Below are 17096 nucleotides of genomic sequence, written 5' to 3' on the forward strand. Positions count from 1 at the left end.
GCCCGGGGCGCCAGCCCTCCGCGCTTTGAGCTGGCGGGTCTAGGGTGGCCCCCTGTGCCGAAGGGGTTATCCATGAGTCAGAAATCGACGGGTTCGACTGCCGACCGCTACGTGCGGTACCGCTGGTGGGGCTTGCTTGCCATCAGCCTCGGCGTCGCCATCATCATCATGGACGCGACAATTGTCTCGGTCGCGATCCCGTCGATCGTCGATGACCTCGGTATTTCCAGTACGGAGATCCAGTGGGTGCAGGAGATCTACACGCTGCTGTTCGCCGCGCTGCTCCTGACCTGGGGCCGCATTGCAGACCGGGTCGGGCGACGTCGGATCATGCTGATCGGTGTCGTGATCTTCGTTGCGGCCAGTGTGCTCTGTGCCCTCGCAGACAACGGGGCTGTGCTCATCGCCGGGCGCGCCCTGCAGGGGCTCGGCGGATCGATGATCCTGCCAACGACGCTTGCGCTGCTCAACGCCAACTTCCAGGGCAGGGAGCGCGGTATCGCCTTCGCAGTCTGGGGGTCGACCATCGGTGGAATGGCCGCCATCGGTCCGCTGCTGGGCGGCTGGCTCACCGAGAACGCGAGCTGGCGCTGGGCGTTCGGCATCAACGTGCCCGTTGGTGCGTTGATCATCGCTGGGTTGATCCTCTTCGTGGCCGAGTCATCCGAGGCGGTGACCGGGGCGCTGCAGCGGCTCGATATCGGGGGAGCGCTGCTCTCCATTCTCGGTTTCGGTGCGCTCGTCTTCGGTCTGATCGAGGGGCGCAACTATGGCTGGTGGACGGCCACAGACGATGCGCCATTCGCCGTCGGTGATATCTCGCCGGTGCCATTCGCGTTCCTGCTTGCCGTGGTCGCCCTGACCGCCTTCGTGCTCTGGGAGCGCGCCAGGACCAACGCAGGGAAGGGAGTCATCCTCGATTTGTCGCTGTTCAGCATCCCGTCATTCGCCAACGGCAATGTGACAGCGCTGATCGTCAGTTTCGGTGAATTCGGGCTCATCCTTTCGCTGCCCCTCTGGTTCCAGAACGTGCTGGGGTACACGGCGTTTGAGGCCGGACTTGCTCTCGTGCCCCTCGCGGCGGGGTCTTTCCTCGCGAGCGGTGCGGTGGCGGGGTTGTCGAAGCGTCTCTCGCCGATTGTCGTGGTGCGAATCGGTCTTGGCCTTGAGATCCTCGCGATCGCGGTGCTTGCGCTCCTGATCCGACCGGACAGCACGGCCTGGCTGACCTCCCCGATCCTCCTGGTTTATGGGATGGGCGTCGGCCTTGCGACGGCTCAGCTGACCAGTGTGGTGCTGGCCGATGTTCCCGTAGCGAGGAGCGGCCAGGGATCCGCGACCCAGAGCACCGCGCGGCAGACCGGGTCTGCGCTCGGGATCGCCGTGCTTGGTACAGCGTTCTTTACGACGCTCAAGACGGGTACGGAGAATCGGGTGGCGGATGCCGTTGCGGGTAACCCGATGCTGCAGTCTCTCGTTGACTCGGTGAATGCGAGTTCAGGGGGAAGTATCGCATCACTCGCTGCAAACGAGCAGACGGCGTTCATTGCGGATGCCGCGCGTGCGGCGATGACGGACGGTGCGTCACTCGCTGGCTGGATCGCCGCGGGTGCTCTGGTGGTCGGGCTGATCACGAGCCTGCGGATCAGGCCGGCAGCAGGTGACAGCTCCGCTGGGGCATTCACCGCGGGTTCGTCCTCTGCCGGTCCCACCTCTGCCGGTCCCACCTCTGCACACCGTGCCAGCGGCACGGAGACCGCCCAGGCGGGTGAGTCGAACTGACCGTCTGGCACACCGCGCGGTCTGCGTAGTGAGCGCGTTGACAACTGGACGTGTCCGGAATCCGTCATATGTTGACCGATGAGCGGTTTCGCGTTGGCACTCCGGGCACGCAGGATGGGTCCATGAATCGAGAAACCCCCACCGCACTGCTCGTCATCGACGCTCAGGAGTCTTTTCGCCAACGGCCGGACGACTGGGCAAGGATGGCAAACCCATTCGTGTTCGACAACATCGCCCGGCTTGTGGCGCACGCACGCTCCGCCGGTCAGCTCGTTGTATGGGTAACCCATGCCGAGCCGGGCACAGGGGGCGTGTTTGATCCTGAGCTTGGGTTCGTTCGGGTCGTGGCGGAACTCGATCCGCTCGACAGCGAATTACGCGTGACCAAGACCTCGGTTAACGCGTTCACGACGTCGAACCTGCATCAGCAATTGGTGCAGCACGACGTTCGCAGGGTAGTCATCTGCGGGATCAGGACTGAACAGTGCTGCGAGACCACGGCACGCGTGGCAAGCGACCTGGGCTTCGAGGTGGATTTCGTGACCGACGCCACCACGACCAGCGACATCGAGCCGGGCCCCGGTTATGCGGGGGTCTCCGCTGACGATCTCATCAGCCGGACCGCGAGCATCCTCGGCAGTCGCGGATTCGCCTCGATAGTCACGACGGAACAACTGGTGCACCCCACTGAGCACCTGACCGCATCTGCAGCGCGGTGAGGCTCGGCGTAGCTTCAGATACGCACTCGAAGATATCTACGAAAAACCTAGAGAAGAGCCTTCTCTAATATCGAATGTCTTGGTATCATGAAGTATGGCAAAGGTGTCCGAGCAGATTCGAGAGGTCGCCCTTCGGGTGTGCGACCAGATCGCCCGGTATGAGGACGCCATCGAGGCGGTTGGTCGTGCGGCGGGGGATGCCGCGGGGCCGGAGCCAGCGTCTGGTCCCGAACCTGCGTCAGGATCTCTCAGGGGTTCTGGCAGGGGCAGGTCTTCGTCTGCTGAGGTTTCGACCGGCATCACCGAGTTCGGTGGTGCCGGTTCGTCGTTTAAGCGGCCGCGGTTCGTGCCGGTGGAGCCGGAGCCGGAGCCGTTGAGCACTGGGCGTGGTGTTGGTGACGATGGTGCGGCCGCTGGTACGGGCGTGAGTACGCGTATGAGTACGGGCGCGGGCGCAGCACCTGCAGGTTCTGCCGTGGACGCGGCGCTCCCGTTGTCGATGGTGTTGGAGCGGGCGGCGAACGCCGAGCTGGAGGAATTGCTCCGCAACGCGGCGCGAGCGAAGTCCGAGCTGGACGCGGTGATCGCGGCCGGGGCTGGGGTGGCTGCGAAACGGTCGAGCCGTGATCTCGGTTACTCGGGGTGGGCTCAGTCGACGGGGGATCGCACGGCGGTGAACCTGGTGCAGCGGTTGACCGGGTCGACGAAGTCCGAGGCGTTCCGGCAGGTGCGTTTGGGTGAAGCGATGGGTGAGGCGGATGCCGCCACCCACCCGACAGCGTTCGCACCCGGTGCCGGCGGTCCTGATGGTTCTGCTGGGCCGGGTGGCGATGGTGCTGACGATCCGCTGGTCGATGTGGATGGCAACCTGCTGGTTGATCCCGACGCCGACCCTGACCCTGATGCGCGGGTGTCGGTGTTGCGGCCGGTGCCGGTCGTGCCCTGGCATGAACCGATCTCGCGGGCAGCGCGGGAAGGTGTGATCCGGTCCGAGGCGGTGACGATCATCATGCGCGGACTCGGGCAACCGAACGACCGGGTGGATGTGGAGATGTTGCGGGCCGCGGCGATGGAGATCATCGCCGATGCTGCCGGGGTGAACGCTGACGAGTTGGGTGTTAGGGCGCGGCATTTGCGGGACCGGATTGATCCGGCCGGGGTGCAGTTGCGGTGGGATGAGCGGTACGCGAACCGGAAGTGGCGGTTCGGCCGCAACGAAGACGGCACGAAAACCGCGTATGTGGCCTTCGATGAGGAAGGCGCAGCGTGGGTGGAATCCATCGTCGGGGCGGCGTTGCGACCGCGCCGGGGTGGGCCGCGGATGGTGGACCCGGTTGAGGCGGAACGGGCCGAGAAACTCCGGGTGGATGAGCGCAGTAACGATCAGATCGTGTATGACATTCTGATGGGTTCGATGCGGACCGGGGTGCAGGCCGACCCGACCACAACGTACGGGTCTCGGCAACCCGGGATCCGGGTGGTGATGACCGAAACCAACCTCGACAACCGCGCCACCGACGGTGAGGGTGCGGAACACCTGGTCGGTACCGGGTATCTCGAAGACAGCAAGGACGCGGTTCCCGGCAGTGTGATCGAGAAGCAGATCTGTATCTCCGGGATCTCCCCGATCCTGATGGACACCTCCGGAACGATCCTCGACGTGGGCCGGGAACAACGCTTGCACACCCGGAAACAGCGGGTGGCGATGGCGGTTCGTGACGGTGGCTGTCGGATCGAGGGGTGTGAGTGTCCGCCGTCGATGACCGAGGCTCACCACATCAACGAATGGGCCGCACACGAGGGCTGCACCGACCTCGCGGACGGGATCCTGTTGTGTCCGTATCACCACACTCTGGTGCACACCTTCGGGTATCGGGTGGTCCGGATCGAGGGCGAGTACTACCTGATCCCACCACCGGGGGAGAACGGGGAACGGATCCCGATCCGGATGCCATCGAAGTCACCGTTGGAGAAGGAACGCCTCCGCCTGGCCGGGATCAAGGCCGCGACTGACGCCGCAGACGCCGCAGCACGAGCAGCAGCCGGAAACGATGGTGGTGGCCGCGTGCATGGCCCGGCCGGTGCCGATGGTGGCGGTGGCGGTGACGGGGAGAGCAGACCGGGTGGCCAGGGCTCAGGGGAGAAGTCCGCCCTCCCGCCGACTCAGCAGACCCGCACCGCGTAGTCGGGGCCAGGAGAGAATTCCGCCCACCCGCCGATGCGACACACCCGCACCGCATAGGTGGCGGTACCGTCTACGTCCAGCCTGGCGACGGGGATGCACCTGTCGTACAGGCACCCCACTGGCCGTGCGGCCAGTGCAGGACGCACAGAGTCGAGGAGCGGGAGCCTGGTCGGGCCCTAGGCGTCATCCTCGTCGTCGTCGAGGGTCGGCTCGTCATACTGCCGGATCGTTGCTGAGTCGGTTGTCGAGTTGTACGTGATCACCGTTCCATCATCGAGTTCGACAACCGGCTTTCGCTCAAGCCACGTTAGAGTCCATCTCCACCCGGTGGTGGTGACATCCTCCGCACGGAGCTCGTCCTCAACCGTCCTGACCGCGGCGACAATCACCTCGGGAAGCCCCGCGGGCGGGGTATCACCGATCGACCAGCGTGTCCCGAGCTGCATGACGCTAGCCGTTGACGTTGCGGTCGTACGTGATCCAGTCGGTGCGGTTCGCAACCTTGCCGCCGAGGCTCTGAGCCGCGTCGTTGTCGGGAGCTGTTGTCCACCGCACGATACCGGCGCGCTCAGAACGGGCGATCTCAGTGACCCGGTCGAGCAGCGCCGTCCCAATGCCGTTGCCGCGCGACTCGGGAGCGACGAACAGGTCATCGATAAAGATGCCGGTTCCACCCTCGAGCGGCCTTGGGAACGGCCGGTAGTGGGCAAGGCCAACGAGCTTGCCGTCGTCATCCTGCGCCACGAGGGCAGAAACGCCGTGCACTTTCTCCGAGATCCAGCTCCAGACAAGGAGGGCCTTCTCGTCAGGCACCTGGGTGCCATAAAACTCGCCATAGCTTGCAAACAGTGGCAGCCAGTCAAAGAAGTCGCGGTCGCGGACCGGACGGATTTCGATCGTCATTGTTTCTCCTCTAACTGTGGTTCGACGTCGGGGCGTCGACCGGGGCAAACTCCACCCCGGTCACCGACAACTCGTCGGCCGGGGTGAATGTGAGTCTAACGATACGTCCTACCGCTTTAAGGTCGCCCTCCGCACCAGCCAAAAGGCCTATCTGGTCCGGTGTGCCGGTGATGGTGGCTTCGTTCAACGTCGCCTTCTGCGAGGCCTTGGCGTCCGTTTTAGCACGACGGATGCTCGTGAGCGCCTGTCCCGCAAGCGCCAGCAGTTCAGGCTCACCGGTCGCTGTCAGCTCATCGGCGGTCGGCCAGGAAGCGGAGTGCACCGAGCCCTCATTCCACCAGGACCATGCCTCATCGACGGCAAACGGGATGAACGGGGCGAACAGACGAAGCAAAACGCTCAGTGCTTCACGGAGCGCCGCCACAGCAGAGGCCTGGCCCGGGTGCTCAGCGTCGTACGCACGCTCCTTGACCAGCTCGAGGTAGTCGTCGCAGAACGTCCAGAAGAACGACTCGGCGGTCTCAAGCGCACGGGCGTGGTCGTAGGACTCGAACGCCGTGGTCGCGTCAGCGACAACCGTACGCAGAGTCGCGAGCATGCTCAGGTCCAGAGGCTCGGTCACGGCCGCATCGGCCGCTGATTCGAAGCTCAGGATGAACTTGGACGCATTGAGCACCTTGATCGCGAGACGACGACCGATTTTGATCTGGGTCGGGTTCTGCGGGTCGAAGCCGGCATCCGTACCGAGGCGAGACGATGCTGCCCAGTACCGCACAGCATCCGAACCGTGCTTCTCCAGAATGTCGGCGGGCGTCACGACGTTGCCCTTCGACTTCGACATCTTCTTGCGGTCGGGGTCGAGGATCCAGCCGGACAGGGCAGCGTGCTCCCAGGGCTTTTCGCCGTACTCGAGAACCGAACGGAGCATGGTCGAGAACAACCAGGTCCGGATGATGTCCTGGCCCTGCGGGCGCACCGAATACGGGAAGACGAGGTTCCAGAGCTCCGGGTCACGCTCCCAGCCACCGGCGAGCTGCGGGGTGAGCGAGGAGGTCGCCCAGGTGTCCATCACGTCGAGCTCGCCGATGAAGCCACCGGGAGCATTGCGCTGTGATTCGTCGTAGCCGGGGGCGGTGTCGCTCGACGGGTCGACGGGCAGCGACTCTTCCGATGCAACGATCGGGGAGTCGTAGACCGGGTTGCCGTCGGCGTCCAGCGGGTACCAGATCGGGATGGAGACACCGAAGAAACGCTGGCGCGAGATCAGCCAGTCGCCGGTGAGTCCACCGACCCAGTTCTCGTAGCGCACGCGCATGAAGTCGGGGTGCCACTCGAGCTCGTTGCCGAGTTCGATCAGGCGGGCACGAAGCTCCTCATCGCGGGCACCGTTCTTGATGTACCACTGACGGGTGGAGACGATCTCGAGCGGCTTGTCGCCCTTCTCGAAGAACTTCACCTGGTGCGTGATCGGCTTCGGGTCTCCGATGAGCTCACCGGACTCCTTGAGCAGGGCAACAACGGCCTGCTTGGCGCTGAAGACCGTCTTGCCGGCCAGTTCGCGATACGCGGCCTGTCCTTCTTCGCTCGTGATGACATCCGGTGCTTCGCTGATGATGCGACCGTCGCGACCCATGATGGTGCGGTTCGGCAGGTCGAGTTCACGCCACCAGACCACGTCGGTGACGTCACCGAACGTACAGATCATCGCGATACCCGCACCCTTGTCCGGCTGGGCAAGGTGGTGCGCGAGCACGGGGACGTCGACGCCGAACAACGGCGTCTTCACCGTCGTTCCGAAGTACTGCTGGTAGCGCTCGTCATCGGGGTGCGCGACGAGGGCGACACACGCGGGGAGCAGTTCGGGCCTCGTGGTCTCGATCTCGATTGTTCCGCCGTCGGGCTTGGCGAAGGCGAGGCGGTGGTACGCCGCAGGCTGCTCTTTGTCTTCGAGCTCGGCCTGGGCGACCGCGGTACGGAAGGTGACATCCCACAGTGTGGGCGCCATGGCCTGGTACGCCTCGCCGCGCGCAACGTTGCGCACAAACGCGAGCTGGCTGGAACGGATCGAGTCCGCGCCGATCGTGCGGTACGACTGGGTCCAGTCCACCGAAAGGCCGAGCGTGCGCCAGAGGGCCTCGAACTGCTTCTCGTCCTCGATCGTCAGCGTCTCGCACAGCTCAATGAAGTTACGGCGCGAGATCGGCTTCTGGTCGGCGGCCTTGGAGCTCTTGTTGTCGCCACCCTCGAAGGGCGGCACGAAGTCGGCGTCGTAGGGGAGCGTCGGGTCACAGCGCACACCGTAGTAGTTCTGCACGCGGCGCTCGGTGGGGAGACCGTTGTCGTCCCAGCCCATCGGGTAGAAGACCTGCTTGCCGCGCATGCGCTGGAACCGGGCCACAACGTCGGTGTGGGTGTAGCTGAACACGTGCCCGATGTGCAGTGAACCGGACGCCGTCGGCGGGGGCGTGTCGATCGAGTACACGCACTCGCGGCCACCGTCGAGAGCAGCTGAACGGTTGAAGCTGTAGGTTCCGCGGGACTCCCACTCCGGACCCCATTTCGCTTCGAGGCCCTCGAGTGCGGGCTTGTCTGGAACGTGCGAGGTCATGGGTAACTCCGGTTCAATATGGGCGGCACCGTGTGTACGTGCCTGAGTGTCGGGGACTATCCATGGTAGCGGAGCCGGGGCAGCGCGAACCGCGACGCCACCCCGAGGGTGACCCGATGGCCACCCCGCCAGCGAGGGAAACGGGCGGTCGTCAGAGCGAAGCGGCGGCGCTGCGAGCGGTACGGAACCTCAGGCGAGCTCGGTGACAAACCCAATCTTGTTGCCGTCGAGGTCTGTCAGTTCAAAGAAATCAACGACGCCCTCAATGTGCTGCAGCGGGGTCACCTCAAGCCCCCGGGAGACGAACGATTCTCGCTGTGCCGAGGCGTCAGCGACGCTGATGTTGACCGAGATGCCCTCGTTCCCGGCGAGCTCAGCCGACAGCGCGAGTTGCAGCCAGAAGGCGTCGAGGTCGAACTCGACGAGCCCATCCATTGGTTCGAGGTCGGGCTCACCCAACTCAAACGCCGTCTGGTACCAGGCGGTAGCCGCCCGGAGATCGCGGACGGGGATGCCGATGGTGACTGCCTGAGGTTTCATACCGACACCGTAGCGGCCGGGAGAGCCGGCCGGAATGCAATGCGCGACTCAGTGCGACGGCAGAAGCCGGGGCACATCGGCGACGAGGCGTGCCGTGTACGGATGCTGCGGGTCGGCAAACACGGTCGCCGCGTCGCCGGTCTCGACAATCTGCCCATCCTTCATCACGGCGACCCGGTCGCTCATGTGCCGGACAACGCCAAGGTCGTGGGAGATGAACAGGTAGCTGAGCCCGCGTTCGACCTGCAGCCGGTCGAGAAGGTCAAGCACCTGGGCCTGAACCGTGACATCAAGCGCAGAAACCGGTTCATCACAGACGATGACGTCAGGCCGGGCCGCGAGTGCTCGGGCGATTGACACCCGCTGCCGCTGACCACCCGAGAGCAGCAACGGTCGCACGTCGGCGACGCCCCTCGACAGACCGACGGCGTCGAGCAGTTCATCGACGGTCGACCGGTCGGTGGCAGGCGCCGTGCCGATGGCGTCGTCGAGAATGCGTCTCACCGAGAGTCGGGGATCGAACGAGCTGAGGCTGTCCTGGTAGATAGCACCGATGCGGGGCCGGAGTGGACGCCGATCCCGCTCCCTCAGCGTGGAGAACGGAGCACCGTCGAGCAGCACCTCGCCCTCGTCCGCCGGGGTGAGCGCGAGAACCAACCTGGCCACCGTCGTCTTGCCGGACCCGGATTCGCCGACGAGGCCGAGCGTCTCGCCCCTGCCCAGGCTGAACGACACCCCGTCGACGGCGCGGAACCGGCCCGCCGGCGATCGATAGGTCTTCACGAGCGACCGTGCCTCGAGAACAGCGGGAGCGGCATCCGGTGTCTCAGGTGTTGTGGGTCCAGGGACAGAGACCGTGGCGTCGATGCGATCCCGGAACATGCCGACAACGGTCGCGCCCGGCTCCTGAACCGGGACGAGCGGGGTGTGGCGCGGCTTATCGGTGGGCACCGCGGCGATGAGTCGTCGGGTGTAGTCCTCCCGCGGCCGGGTCAGCAGCTCCCTGGTCGTTCCCGACTCCACAACGCTGCCGTCCTTCAGCACGAGCACGCGATCAGCGATTGCACTCACGACGGCGAGGTCGTGACTGATCAGCAGGATGCCGGTTCCCCGTGACCGCAGTTCGGCGAGCAGATCGAGAATGCGCGCCTGGATGGTGACGTCGAGAGCGGTCGTCGGCTCGTCGGCGATCACGAACGGCGGATCCAAAGCGATAGCCGCGGCGATCAGTGCGCGCTGGCGGAGACCACCGCTCAGTTCACCCGCACGCTGGGAGACCGCCCGCTCGGGATCCGGCATTCCGACCCGGGCGAGGACCTCGATCACGCGACTGCGGGCATCCGTTGCGGACAGGTTCGAGTGCAGCCGGAGCGCATCGCCGATCTCGCGACCGATCGGACGCAACGGGTCGAGGGAGACCAGCGCGTCCTGCAGGACGAGCCCGACCTGTGACCCGCGGATGCCACGCCAGTCCCGTTCGCTCGCCGCGGTGAGGTCACGCCCGGCGAGGGTGAGCGTCGACGCCGTGACTTCGGAGCCGCGACCGGCGAGGCCGAGCAGAGCCCTCGCGGTGACGCTCTTGCCCGACCCGGATTCGCCGACGATGGCAACGCACTCGCCCCGGCCGATGCTGAGGGAGATGTCCCTGACCACCGGGACGCCGCCGAAGGAGACGGAGAGACCCTCTACCTCGAGGAGTTGTGACGCGGAGCCTGTCGAAGCGTTCATCGGTTGCCTGTCGTTCATCGGTTGTCCGCCGTTCGTCGGGTGAGGCTCCGGCCGAGCACCGTTGTCGCGATGGTGGTGAGCACGATCATGAGGCCGGGGAACACGGTCAGCCACCACGCGGTACCGATGTAGGTGCGCCCGGCGGACAGCATGGCGCCCCATTCCGGCTCCGGCGGTTGTGCGCCGAGGCCCAGGTAGCTGAGGGCGGCGGCCCACACCACAGCCTGCCCGACACCGAGGGTGGCGAGCACCGCGAGGGGAGCAAGGGCGTTCGGCAGGATGTGCCTGGTGAGGATTCGCCATGGCCCGTGACCGAGCACCCGTGCCGATTCGACGTACGCAGACGAACGGATGCTGACGAGCTGGCCGCGGATGATCCTCGCGTAGCCGGGCGCGGTGGAGAGGCCGACCGCGATGGTCGCGGTCACCGGGCCGGGCCCGGCGATCACAATGACGAGGAGAGCGAGGAGGAGTCCGGGGAACGCGAAGAGAACCTCGATCGTGCGGTTCACCGTGAAGTCGAGTACGCGACCGCCGAACCCGGCGAGTACACCGAGGACCAGCCCCAGAATGAGACCGATCGCTGTCGCTGATACGCCGATCAACAGGGAGGTCGCCGTTCCGGTCACGACCCGGCTGTAGATGTCGCGACCGGACTCGTCGGTGCCGAACCAGTGAGTCAGTGACGGGCCCTGGAACGCGTCGCGTGCCGAGATGGCGTTGGGGTCGAATGACGAGAGCAGCCCGGGCGCGACGGTGGCCACGATGAGGAAGAGAACGAAGAGACAGGCGAGTACTTCGCCGACACTCGGGCGGGCGCGACGGGCGGGTGCCACGCTCGCCGCAGCGGTCCGCAGGTCGAGCTCGCTCATCGCGTTGCCTCCGTACTGGCCAGGCGTGGATCTGCCAGCCGGGAGGCGGCATCCGTCAGAATCGTCATGAGGATGTAGACCAGGGCGACGAGCAGGACCACACCGGTGACCACCGGCACATCACGGAGCGTCACCGCCTGCAGCAGGGTGCGGCCGAGCCCCGGCCTGGCAAAGATGGTCTCGACCACCACGGCGCCCGAGATGAGGTAGCCGAGCGCCCAGCCGGAGAGGCTGATCGCCGGCAGGCTCGCGTGGCGGAGTGCATGGCGTAGACGGATGCCCCGCTCCGATTCGCCCCTGGCCCTTGCCGAAACGATGAAGGGTGCGTCGAGGGTGTCGAGCAGCGTCTCGCGCATCACCTGGGCGAGGAACCCGGCGAGGGGAATGGCGAGCGTCACGGTCGGGAGGACGAGTCCCGTCGCCCCTCCCGTCGATACCGGTGGGAGCCAGCCGAGGCTCGTGCTGAACACGGCGATGAGGACAGTGGCGAGCCAGAAGTGGGGGAGAGCAGCGCTCGTGAGTTCGATGCCCTGCCCGAGGGATGCCGCAACGCGGCCGCCACCGGTTGACCAGAGCGAGAGGCCGAGTGCGGCGAACCAGGCGAGGGCGAGGGCCGCGAGAGCGAGGAGGAGCGTACCGCCGAGCTGGGCGCCGAGAAGTTCGGTGACGGGGACCTTAAGGGCGTAGGAGGTGCCGAGGTCGCCCCTGAGCAAGCGGCCCAGTGCGTTGAGGTACTGGATGCCGAGGGGGAGATCGAGACCGTAGTCGCGTCGAACCTGGTCGAGGGTCTCCTGTGATGCCTGTGACCCGGGCCCGCCGAGGACCGCCTCCGCCGGGTCTCCCGGAATCAGGCGGATCGCGAAGAAGGTCAGCGTCGCGACCGCCCAGAGCACGAACGCAGCACCGCCGAGTCGGACGAGGAGCCAGCGCACTGAGCGCCGGCTCCTCGATCGCTCAGCCGGGTTACTGTCCGGCAAGCCAGGCGTCATAGAACGTGGGTGTCGACACCGTCGGCATGGCGCGGGCATCCTTCACCTGTGTGCCGAGCAGGAAGTGGTTCTGCTGGTCGTAGAGAGGGAGGATATGGAAGCCACCGAGGATGATCTCCTGCGCCTGGTCGTAGAGCGCGGCGCGCTCGCCGTCATCGGAGGTCTCACTCGCTGTGGTCAGCAGATCGTCCAGCTCAGGGTTGCTGACCTGCGAGAGATTCGCGAAGTATCCGCTCGGCGCCGGGACGATTCCGTCGGAGTGGTACAGGATCCGCAGCACGTCAGGGCCGACCTTCGTGTACGGGGCGCTCACGAGGTCGTAGTTGTTCTCGGCGAGGACGCCGTACCAGCTCGACAGATCGAGGAGCGAGAGCTTGACCTCGAACCCTGCGTCCTTCGCCGTTGCCTGGATCTGCTCGAAGAGCGACTGCTCGGCGGGGATCGACTGGTTCGTTGAGACGGGGAAGTCGAGAGTGAGGCGCTCGCCGCCTTTGACCCGGTAGCCGTCGGCATCCCTTTCAGTCCAGCCAGCGGAGTCGAGCAATTCGTTGGCCTCGTCGAGGTCGGTGTCGAACAGTGACTCGTCGGAGAAGCCTTCGGGCTCAGCGCTCGACAGCGGCGAGTATGAGCGTTCCGCCGAGCCGAAGAACAGTGACTCGATGCCGTCATTGACGTCAACCGCGCGGATGAATGCCTCACGGACAGCGGGTTCGCTGAATGGTGCAGCACCGGCGTTCAGCTCGATGCGGTTGGCGGCACCGGGGCGGGGCGCGTCGATGTGCGCGAGCGTCGTGGTCTTCTCGGCTGCGGAGATCGTGTCCGGCTGCGCATTGTCGAGAACATCGACCTGTCCGGCCTGCAGAGCGGCGTAGCGCGATGCGGAGTCGGGGATGAAGCGCCATTCGATCGCCTCGAGGTATGCCTTGCCCTCGTGCTTCGCGTCGGCCGGCGGTGAGTTGTAGTCGTCGTTGCGAACGAGCGAGATGTGGTCCTGCTTGACCCACTCGTCGACGATGAACGGCCCAGTGCCGATCGGCGCCTGGCAGTTCTCCTCCATGCCGCGGGCGATTCCCGCGGGCGACTCGATGGCGAGCCACGGCATCGAGAGGGACTCGAGCAGTGCGCTGTCCGGCGCGCTCAAGGTGAATCGCGCGACGGTGTCGGAGACCGCTTCGACGCTCTCCACCTTGCCGAGGGCGAGGTAGCCCGTCGACGACTCAGTGGCCGGATCCTTGAGGTGCTCGACGTTGACCTTGACGGCCTCGGCGTTGAACGGGGTGCCGTCGGTGAAGCTGACGTCATCACGAAGAGTGAAGTCCCAGCTGAGGCCGTCGTCTGAGGCCGACCATTCGGTGGCCAGCCAGGGGATGACGGTTCCATCCGAGTCGCGCGAGACGAGCGAGTCGAGGAACTGGCCGGCGATGAGTGCCTGCGGGTAGTTGCCACCGACGTGGGGGTCGAGGCAGGTGGGTTCGGCGTCTCCGCTGGCGTAGGTGAGGGTTCCGCCGGCGACCGGGGTCGATGACTGTTCGGCCGCGGGTGACTGGCAGGCGGTGATGAGAAGGGCGAGAACGGCTGCCGAGCCGACCGCCGCAAGTCCGCGCCGCGCGCGGGTGATGGTGAGTGAGTGCATTGCCTGTTCCTTGACGAGGGCAAAGCCGCGATGCGGGTGGCCCGAGCGTGGCGCCCAGATTTATTGGACGCGGTCTAATAACGACCCTAGTACCAGATTTCTTCCCGATTGCCCTGACGTGGCAGCCGGTGTCGACGCCCGGCTGGATCCATCCCGATCGACGGGCGGTGGAGATGATATGCCATCGGGGTCGATACGCTTTCGGGAGGAGGAACCTATTGGCCGAGAACACTGTGCAGGTCGGGCGCCCGAGGCGATCATCGAAGCGCACGCTTGAGGAGGCCGCCGCCGAGCTGTTCCTCGAGCAGACCTACGCCGGGACGACAGTCGACCAGATCGCACAGCGAGCCGGCGTCAGTCGCAACACCTTCTTCAACTACTTCGGCTCCAAGTCCGACGTGCTCTGGATCGACTTCGACGAGACGCTCGCTCGGCTCGCCGATGAGCTTGCGGCGGCGGATGCAACCGAGCCGGTGATGGATGCCGTGCGCAACGCGGTCGTGCGTGTCGCGCGGTCGCATCCCGGCGACCGCGTGCCGTGGGCCCTGACCCAGGTCGACCTCATGGGCACCCGCGAGGACCTCGAGGCATCCGGGCTCCGTCGCCTGATGAAGCAGAGCGCCGTCATCCGTGACTTCATTCTGCGCCGGACGGAAGGTTCCGCCGGAGTGTTGCTGCCTCAGGCCATCGCCTTCGCGGTGCTCGGTGCGGCAGCGGCTGCAGCCGGCGTCTGGGCGAACGCCGGTGTCGCCAGGCGCCCACTCGCCGATTACGTCGACGAGGCCGTCGGTCCGGTCTGCGCGGGTTTCGCCGACGCGGTCTGACGGAGTCTGGCGGTCAGTCGAGGATGTGCCGCAGGTAACGTCCCGGCGCATCGAGGTAGGACTTCCAGTGGGTGACGAGATCGAGGTCTTCCCAGTTGGCGCGGCGGATGCCGTGATCGCCGAGTTCGTAGATCGTCGCGCCGGGAAGTGACGCGAGCACGGGGGAGTGCGTCGCGCACAGCACCTGGGAGCCGTTAGCAACGAGATCGGCAAGCACCCCGATCATCGCGAGGGTCGAACTGAAACTCAGGGCTGCCTCGGGTTCGTCGAGGCAGTAGAAACCGGGTCGTGTCAGGTAGGTCTCGGCCACGGCGAGGAAGGACTCTCCGTGGCTCATGCTGTGGAAGTCGTGGCCGCCCTCGAGTGAATCCTGGAAGGTGTAGTAGCCGTGCATCGTCTCGGCGCGAAGGAAGAAGCCCCACTTTGCTGCTCCGGGGCGCCTGGCGAGGGTGATCCAGTCGCCGAGTGGCGACTCCGTGCGCCTGGTCTCATGCGCCGAGTTGATGGTGCCGCCCTCCGGTCCGAGGCCGTACGCCGCTGCCGCCGCCTCGATCAGGGTGGACTTGCCACTGCCGTTCTCGCCGACGAGGAACGTGACGCCGTCTCCGAGCGGGAGCCCGGACTCGAGGACCGCAGCGATCGCGGGGATGGTTGCCGGCCACTGGTCGTCGGGGACTGCGACGTCGGTGATGCGGCGAATGTCTCGTACGAGGCGGGTGTCGGCGAACGGATCTGCGCGGGTCATCCGGCCATTGTCGCAGGCAGGTTCTGACACCAGCCAGGTTGCCACTTGTTCTAGTTGAATTAGAACTATAGGATGGACACATGCTCCTTCGAATCGACCAGTCGTCGACCACACCGCTGTTTGACCAGCTCGCCGCGAGCATCCGCGCCGCCGCCATCTCCGGTGATGTGAAAGCGGGGGAGCGGCTCCCGGCCGCTCGAGAGCTCGCTGAGTCGCTCGAGATCAACGTGCACACCGTCCTCAGGGCGTACCAGGTGCTCCGCGACGAAGGTCTCGTCGACCTCCGGAGGGGGCGCGGCGCCGTTGTCACCGACTGTGCCGCCCGCTACTCACAGCTCAGCGCCGCGATCGACGCCGTCGTCGCTGAAGCTCGCATCCTCGAACTCAGTCCAGATACCGTAACCGCACTACTCCGAGAGGCCCTTCGATGACCACCGCACCCCAGACGATGCCAGGCCGACGCCGATACCTGGTTATCGGCGTGATCCTCCCGATCCTCATCGCCCTGGTCGGAGCAATCGTCGCTCTGACCTGGCTGCCGGACCTCCCCGATCCCGTTGCTATCCACTGGGACAGCAACGGTGCCGACGGATTCGGGAGCGTATGGATCATGATCCTGATGCCGCTGGCCATCGTCACCGGGGTCACTGTGGCGAGCGGGTTGTCACTCCGCGGCGCACCCCGGCGCGGCGGCCTGACCAGCACCGAAAAGATCGTTGTTGTCACGCGAGTCTTCCTGAGCGTCCTGCTGACCAGCGGCGTGATCGGTTCGCTCGCCGTCCAGCGCGGACTGAACGATGCGGCTGCCGCCCCGAACATCGCGACGCCGATGATCATCGGCGCCCTCGGCGGCGTCCTTGCCGCTGCCATCGCCTGGTTCATCCTGCCGAGGGCAGTACCGGCGGACTTCGACGAGGAGACAGCGGTCGAGCCGCTCGATCTTGCACCCGCGGAGAGCGTCTACTGGTCGCGAACCGTCCGGATCTCCGGCGGCGTCGTCGTGTTGCTGGGAGCAGTCGTTGTGCTCACCGTCGGTATCGCTCTCGCGACGGCGTTCAGCTCCCCATCCGACGCCACCTACCCTCTCGCTCTCGCCGTGTTCGTACTGCTCCTGTCGGTCGGGATGTCGTTCTGGCGAGTGCGCGCAGACCGACGCGGTTTCACCGTCCGCGGGATCCTGGGCTGGCCTCAGGTCAGCATTCCTGCGAGTGACGTCGCCGAGGTCCGGGTCGTCCAGGTCAACCCGACAGCCGATTTCGGTGGCTGGGGCTGGCGCGTGGCCCCTGGCAGGCGAACGGGAATCATCCTTCGCGCCGGTGAGGCGATCGAGGTCACCAGACGCAACGGCAAACGACTCGTCGTGACCGTTGATGACGCCGAGACGGCCGCCCGTGTGATGCAGACGCTCGTGTCGCGCTCTGCCGTCTGACGGCATCCGCACCACGCCGAAAGGCCCTGACTCCCCGGCGACCGGAATTCCCCGCTATCCTTGAGGAAGCGACTGTGAACCGGCCATCACCGGGGAGTCTTCGGAAGAACAGCACCGTGCACCTGCGGAGCCCAGTAGA

15 protein-coding genes are annotated in these 17096 nt (G+C 65.9%); 6 read left to right on the forward strand and 9 right to left on the reverse strand.

Going from position 1 to position 17096, the window contains the following annotated elements:
- Positions 1-72: 72 nt before the first annotated feature.
- The 3 genes from AC1C2M_RS03435 (at position 73) to AC1C2M_RS03445 (ending at position 4686) form a co-directional block, all read left to right on the forward strand.
- A complete protein-coding gene (locus AC1C2M_RS03435; protein WP_495435260.1) occupies positions 73-1782 on the forward strand; it encodes a DHA2 family efflux MFS transporter permease subunit in 1710 nt (569 codons plus the stop codon).
- 122 nt (positions 1783-1904) lie between these two features.
- On the forward strand, positions 1905-2501 hold the full coding sequence (locus AC1C2M_RS03440; RefSeq protein ID WP_495435263.1) for an isochorismatase family protein: 597 nt from the start codon (positions 1905-1907) through the stop codon (positions 2499-2501).
- A 475-nt stretch (positions 2502-2976) separates the two neighbouring features.
- On the forward strand, positions 2977-4686 hold the full coding sequence (locus AC1C2M_RS03445; RefSeq protein WP_495435264.1) for a DUF222 domain-containing protein: 1710 nt from the start codon (positions 2977-2979) through the stop codon (positions 4684-4686).
- 176 nt (positions 4687-4862) lie between these two features.
- Here AC1C2M_RS03445 and AC1C2M_RS03450 read toward each other — a convergent pair whose 3' ends face one another.
- The 8 genes from AC1C2M_RS03450 to AC1C2M_RS03485 form a co-directional block, all read right to left on the reverse strand.
- Positions 4863-5132, reverse strand: a complete 270-nt coding sequence (locus AC1C2M_RS03450) for a hypothetical protein (RefSeq protein WP_108391254.1) — start codon at positions 5130-5132, stop codon at positions 4863-4865.
- 4 nt (positions 5133-5136) lie between these two features.
- Positions 5137-5589 carry a GNAT family N-acetyltransferase gene (locus AC1C2M_RS03455; RefSeq protein WP_483404359.1) on the reverse strand — a complete coding sequence of 151 codons (453 nt, stop codon included), beginning with the start codon at positions 5587-5589 and terminating at the stop codon, positions 5137-5139.
- A gap of 10 nt (positions 5590-5599) precedes the next feature.
- Positions 5600-8197 (reverse strand): valine--tRNA ligase, encoded by a 2598-nt coding sequence (gene valS / locus AC1C2M_RS03460; protein ID WP_495435266.1) that lies wholly within the window; start codon positions 8195-8197, stop codon positions 5600-5602.
- A gap of 189 nt (positions 8198-8386) precedes the next feature.
- Entirely contained in the window at positions 8387-8737 is a 351-nt protein-coding gene (locus AC1C2M_RS03465) for a VOC family protein (protein WP_495435268.1), read from the reverse strand.
- 48 nt (positions 8738-8785) lie between these two features.
- On the reverse strand, positions 8786-10465 hold the full coding sequence (locus AC1C2M_RS03470; protein WP_495435270.1) for a dipeptide ABC transporter ATP-binding protein: 1680 nt from the start codon (positions 10463-10465) through the stop codon (positions 8786-8788).
- 14 nt (positions 10466-10479) lie between these two features.
- Complete coding sequence (locus AC1C2M_RS03475) at positions 10480-11337, reverse strand: ABC transporter permease (RefSeq protein WP_495435272.1); 858 nt, start codon at positions 11335-11337, stop codon at positions 10480-10482.
- A complete protein-coding gene (locus AC1C2M_RS03480) occupies positions 11334-12326 on the reverse strand; it encodes an ABC transporter permease (RefSeq protein WP_495435274.1) in 993 nt (330 codons plus the stop codon). Before AC1C2M_RS03480 ends, AC1C2M_RS03475 begins: the two co-directional genes overlap by 4 nt.
- Complete coding sequence (locus tag AC1C2M_RS03485) at positions 12301-13959, reverse strand: ABC transporter substrate-binding protein (protein ID WP_495435276.1); 1659 nt, start codon at positions 13957-13959, stop codon at positions 12301-12303. The genes AC1C2M_RS03480 and AC1C2M_RS03485 overlap by 26 nt, the downstream gene beginning before the upstream one ends.
- Positions 13960-14177: 218 nt before the next feature.
- On the opposite strand from AC1C2M_RS03485, the gene AC1C2M_RS03490 reads away from it, so the two are divergent.
- Positions 14178-14783, forward strand: coding sequence for an acyl-CoA-like ligand-binding transcription factor (locus AC1C2M_RS03490; RefSeq protein WP_483404352.1), 606 nt, complete (start codon positions 14178-14180; stop codon positions 14781-14783).
- A 13-nt stretch (positions 14784-14796) separates the two neighbouring features.
- Here the strand turns inward: AC1C2M_RS03490 and AC1C2M_RS03495 are convergent, their stop codons facing one another.
- On the reverse strand, positions 14797-15528 hold the full coding sequence (locus AC1C2M_RS03495; RefSeq protein WP_495435278.1) for an AAA family ATPase: 732 nt from the start codon (positions 15526-15528) through the stop codon (positions 14797-14799).
- 80 nt (positions 15529-15608) lie between these two features.
- On the opposite strand from AC1C2M_RS03495, the gene AC1C2M_RS03500 reads away from it, so the two are divergent.
- Positions 15609-15959, forward strand: coding sequence for a GntR family transcriptional regulator (locus AC1C2M_RS03500; RefSeq protein ID WP_495435281.1), 351 nt, complete (start codon positions 15609-15611; stop codon positions 15957-15959).
- Complete coding sequence (locus AC1C2M_RS03505; RefSeq protein ID WP_495435283.1) at positions 15956-16957, forward strand: DUF1648 domain-containing protein; 1002 nt, start codon at positions 15956-15958, stop codon at positions 16955-16957. Before AC1C2M_RS03500 ends, AC1C2M_RS03505 begins: the two co-directional genes overlap by 4 nt.
- Positions 16958-17096 lie beyond the last annotated feature (139 nt).

The organism is Mycetocola sp. Y444, from assembly GCF_059445295.1.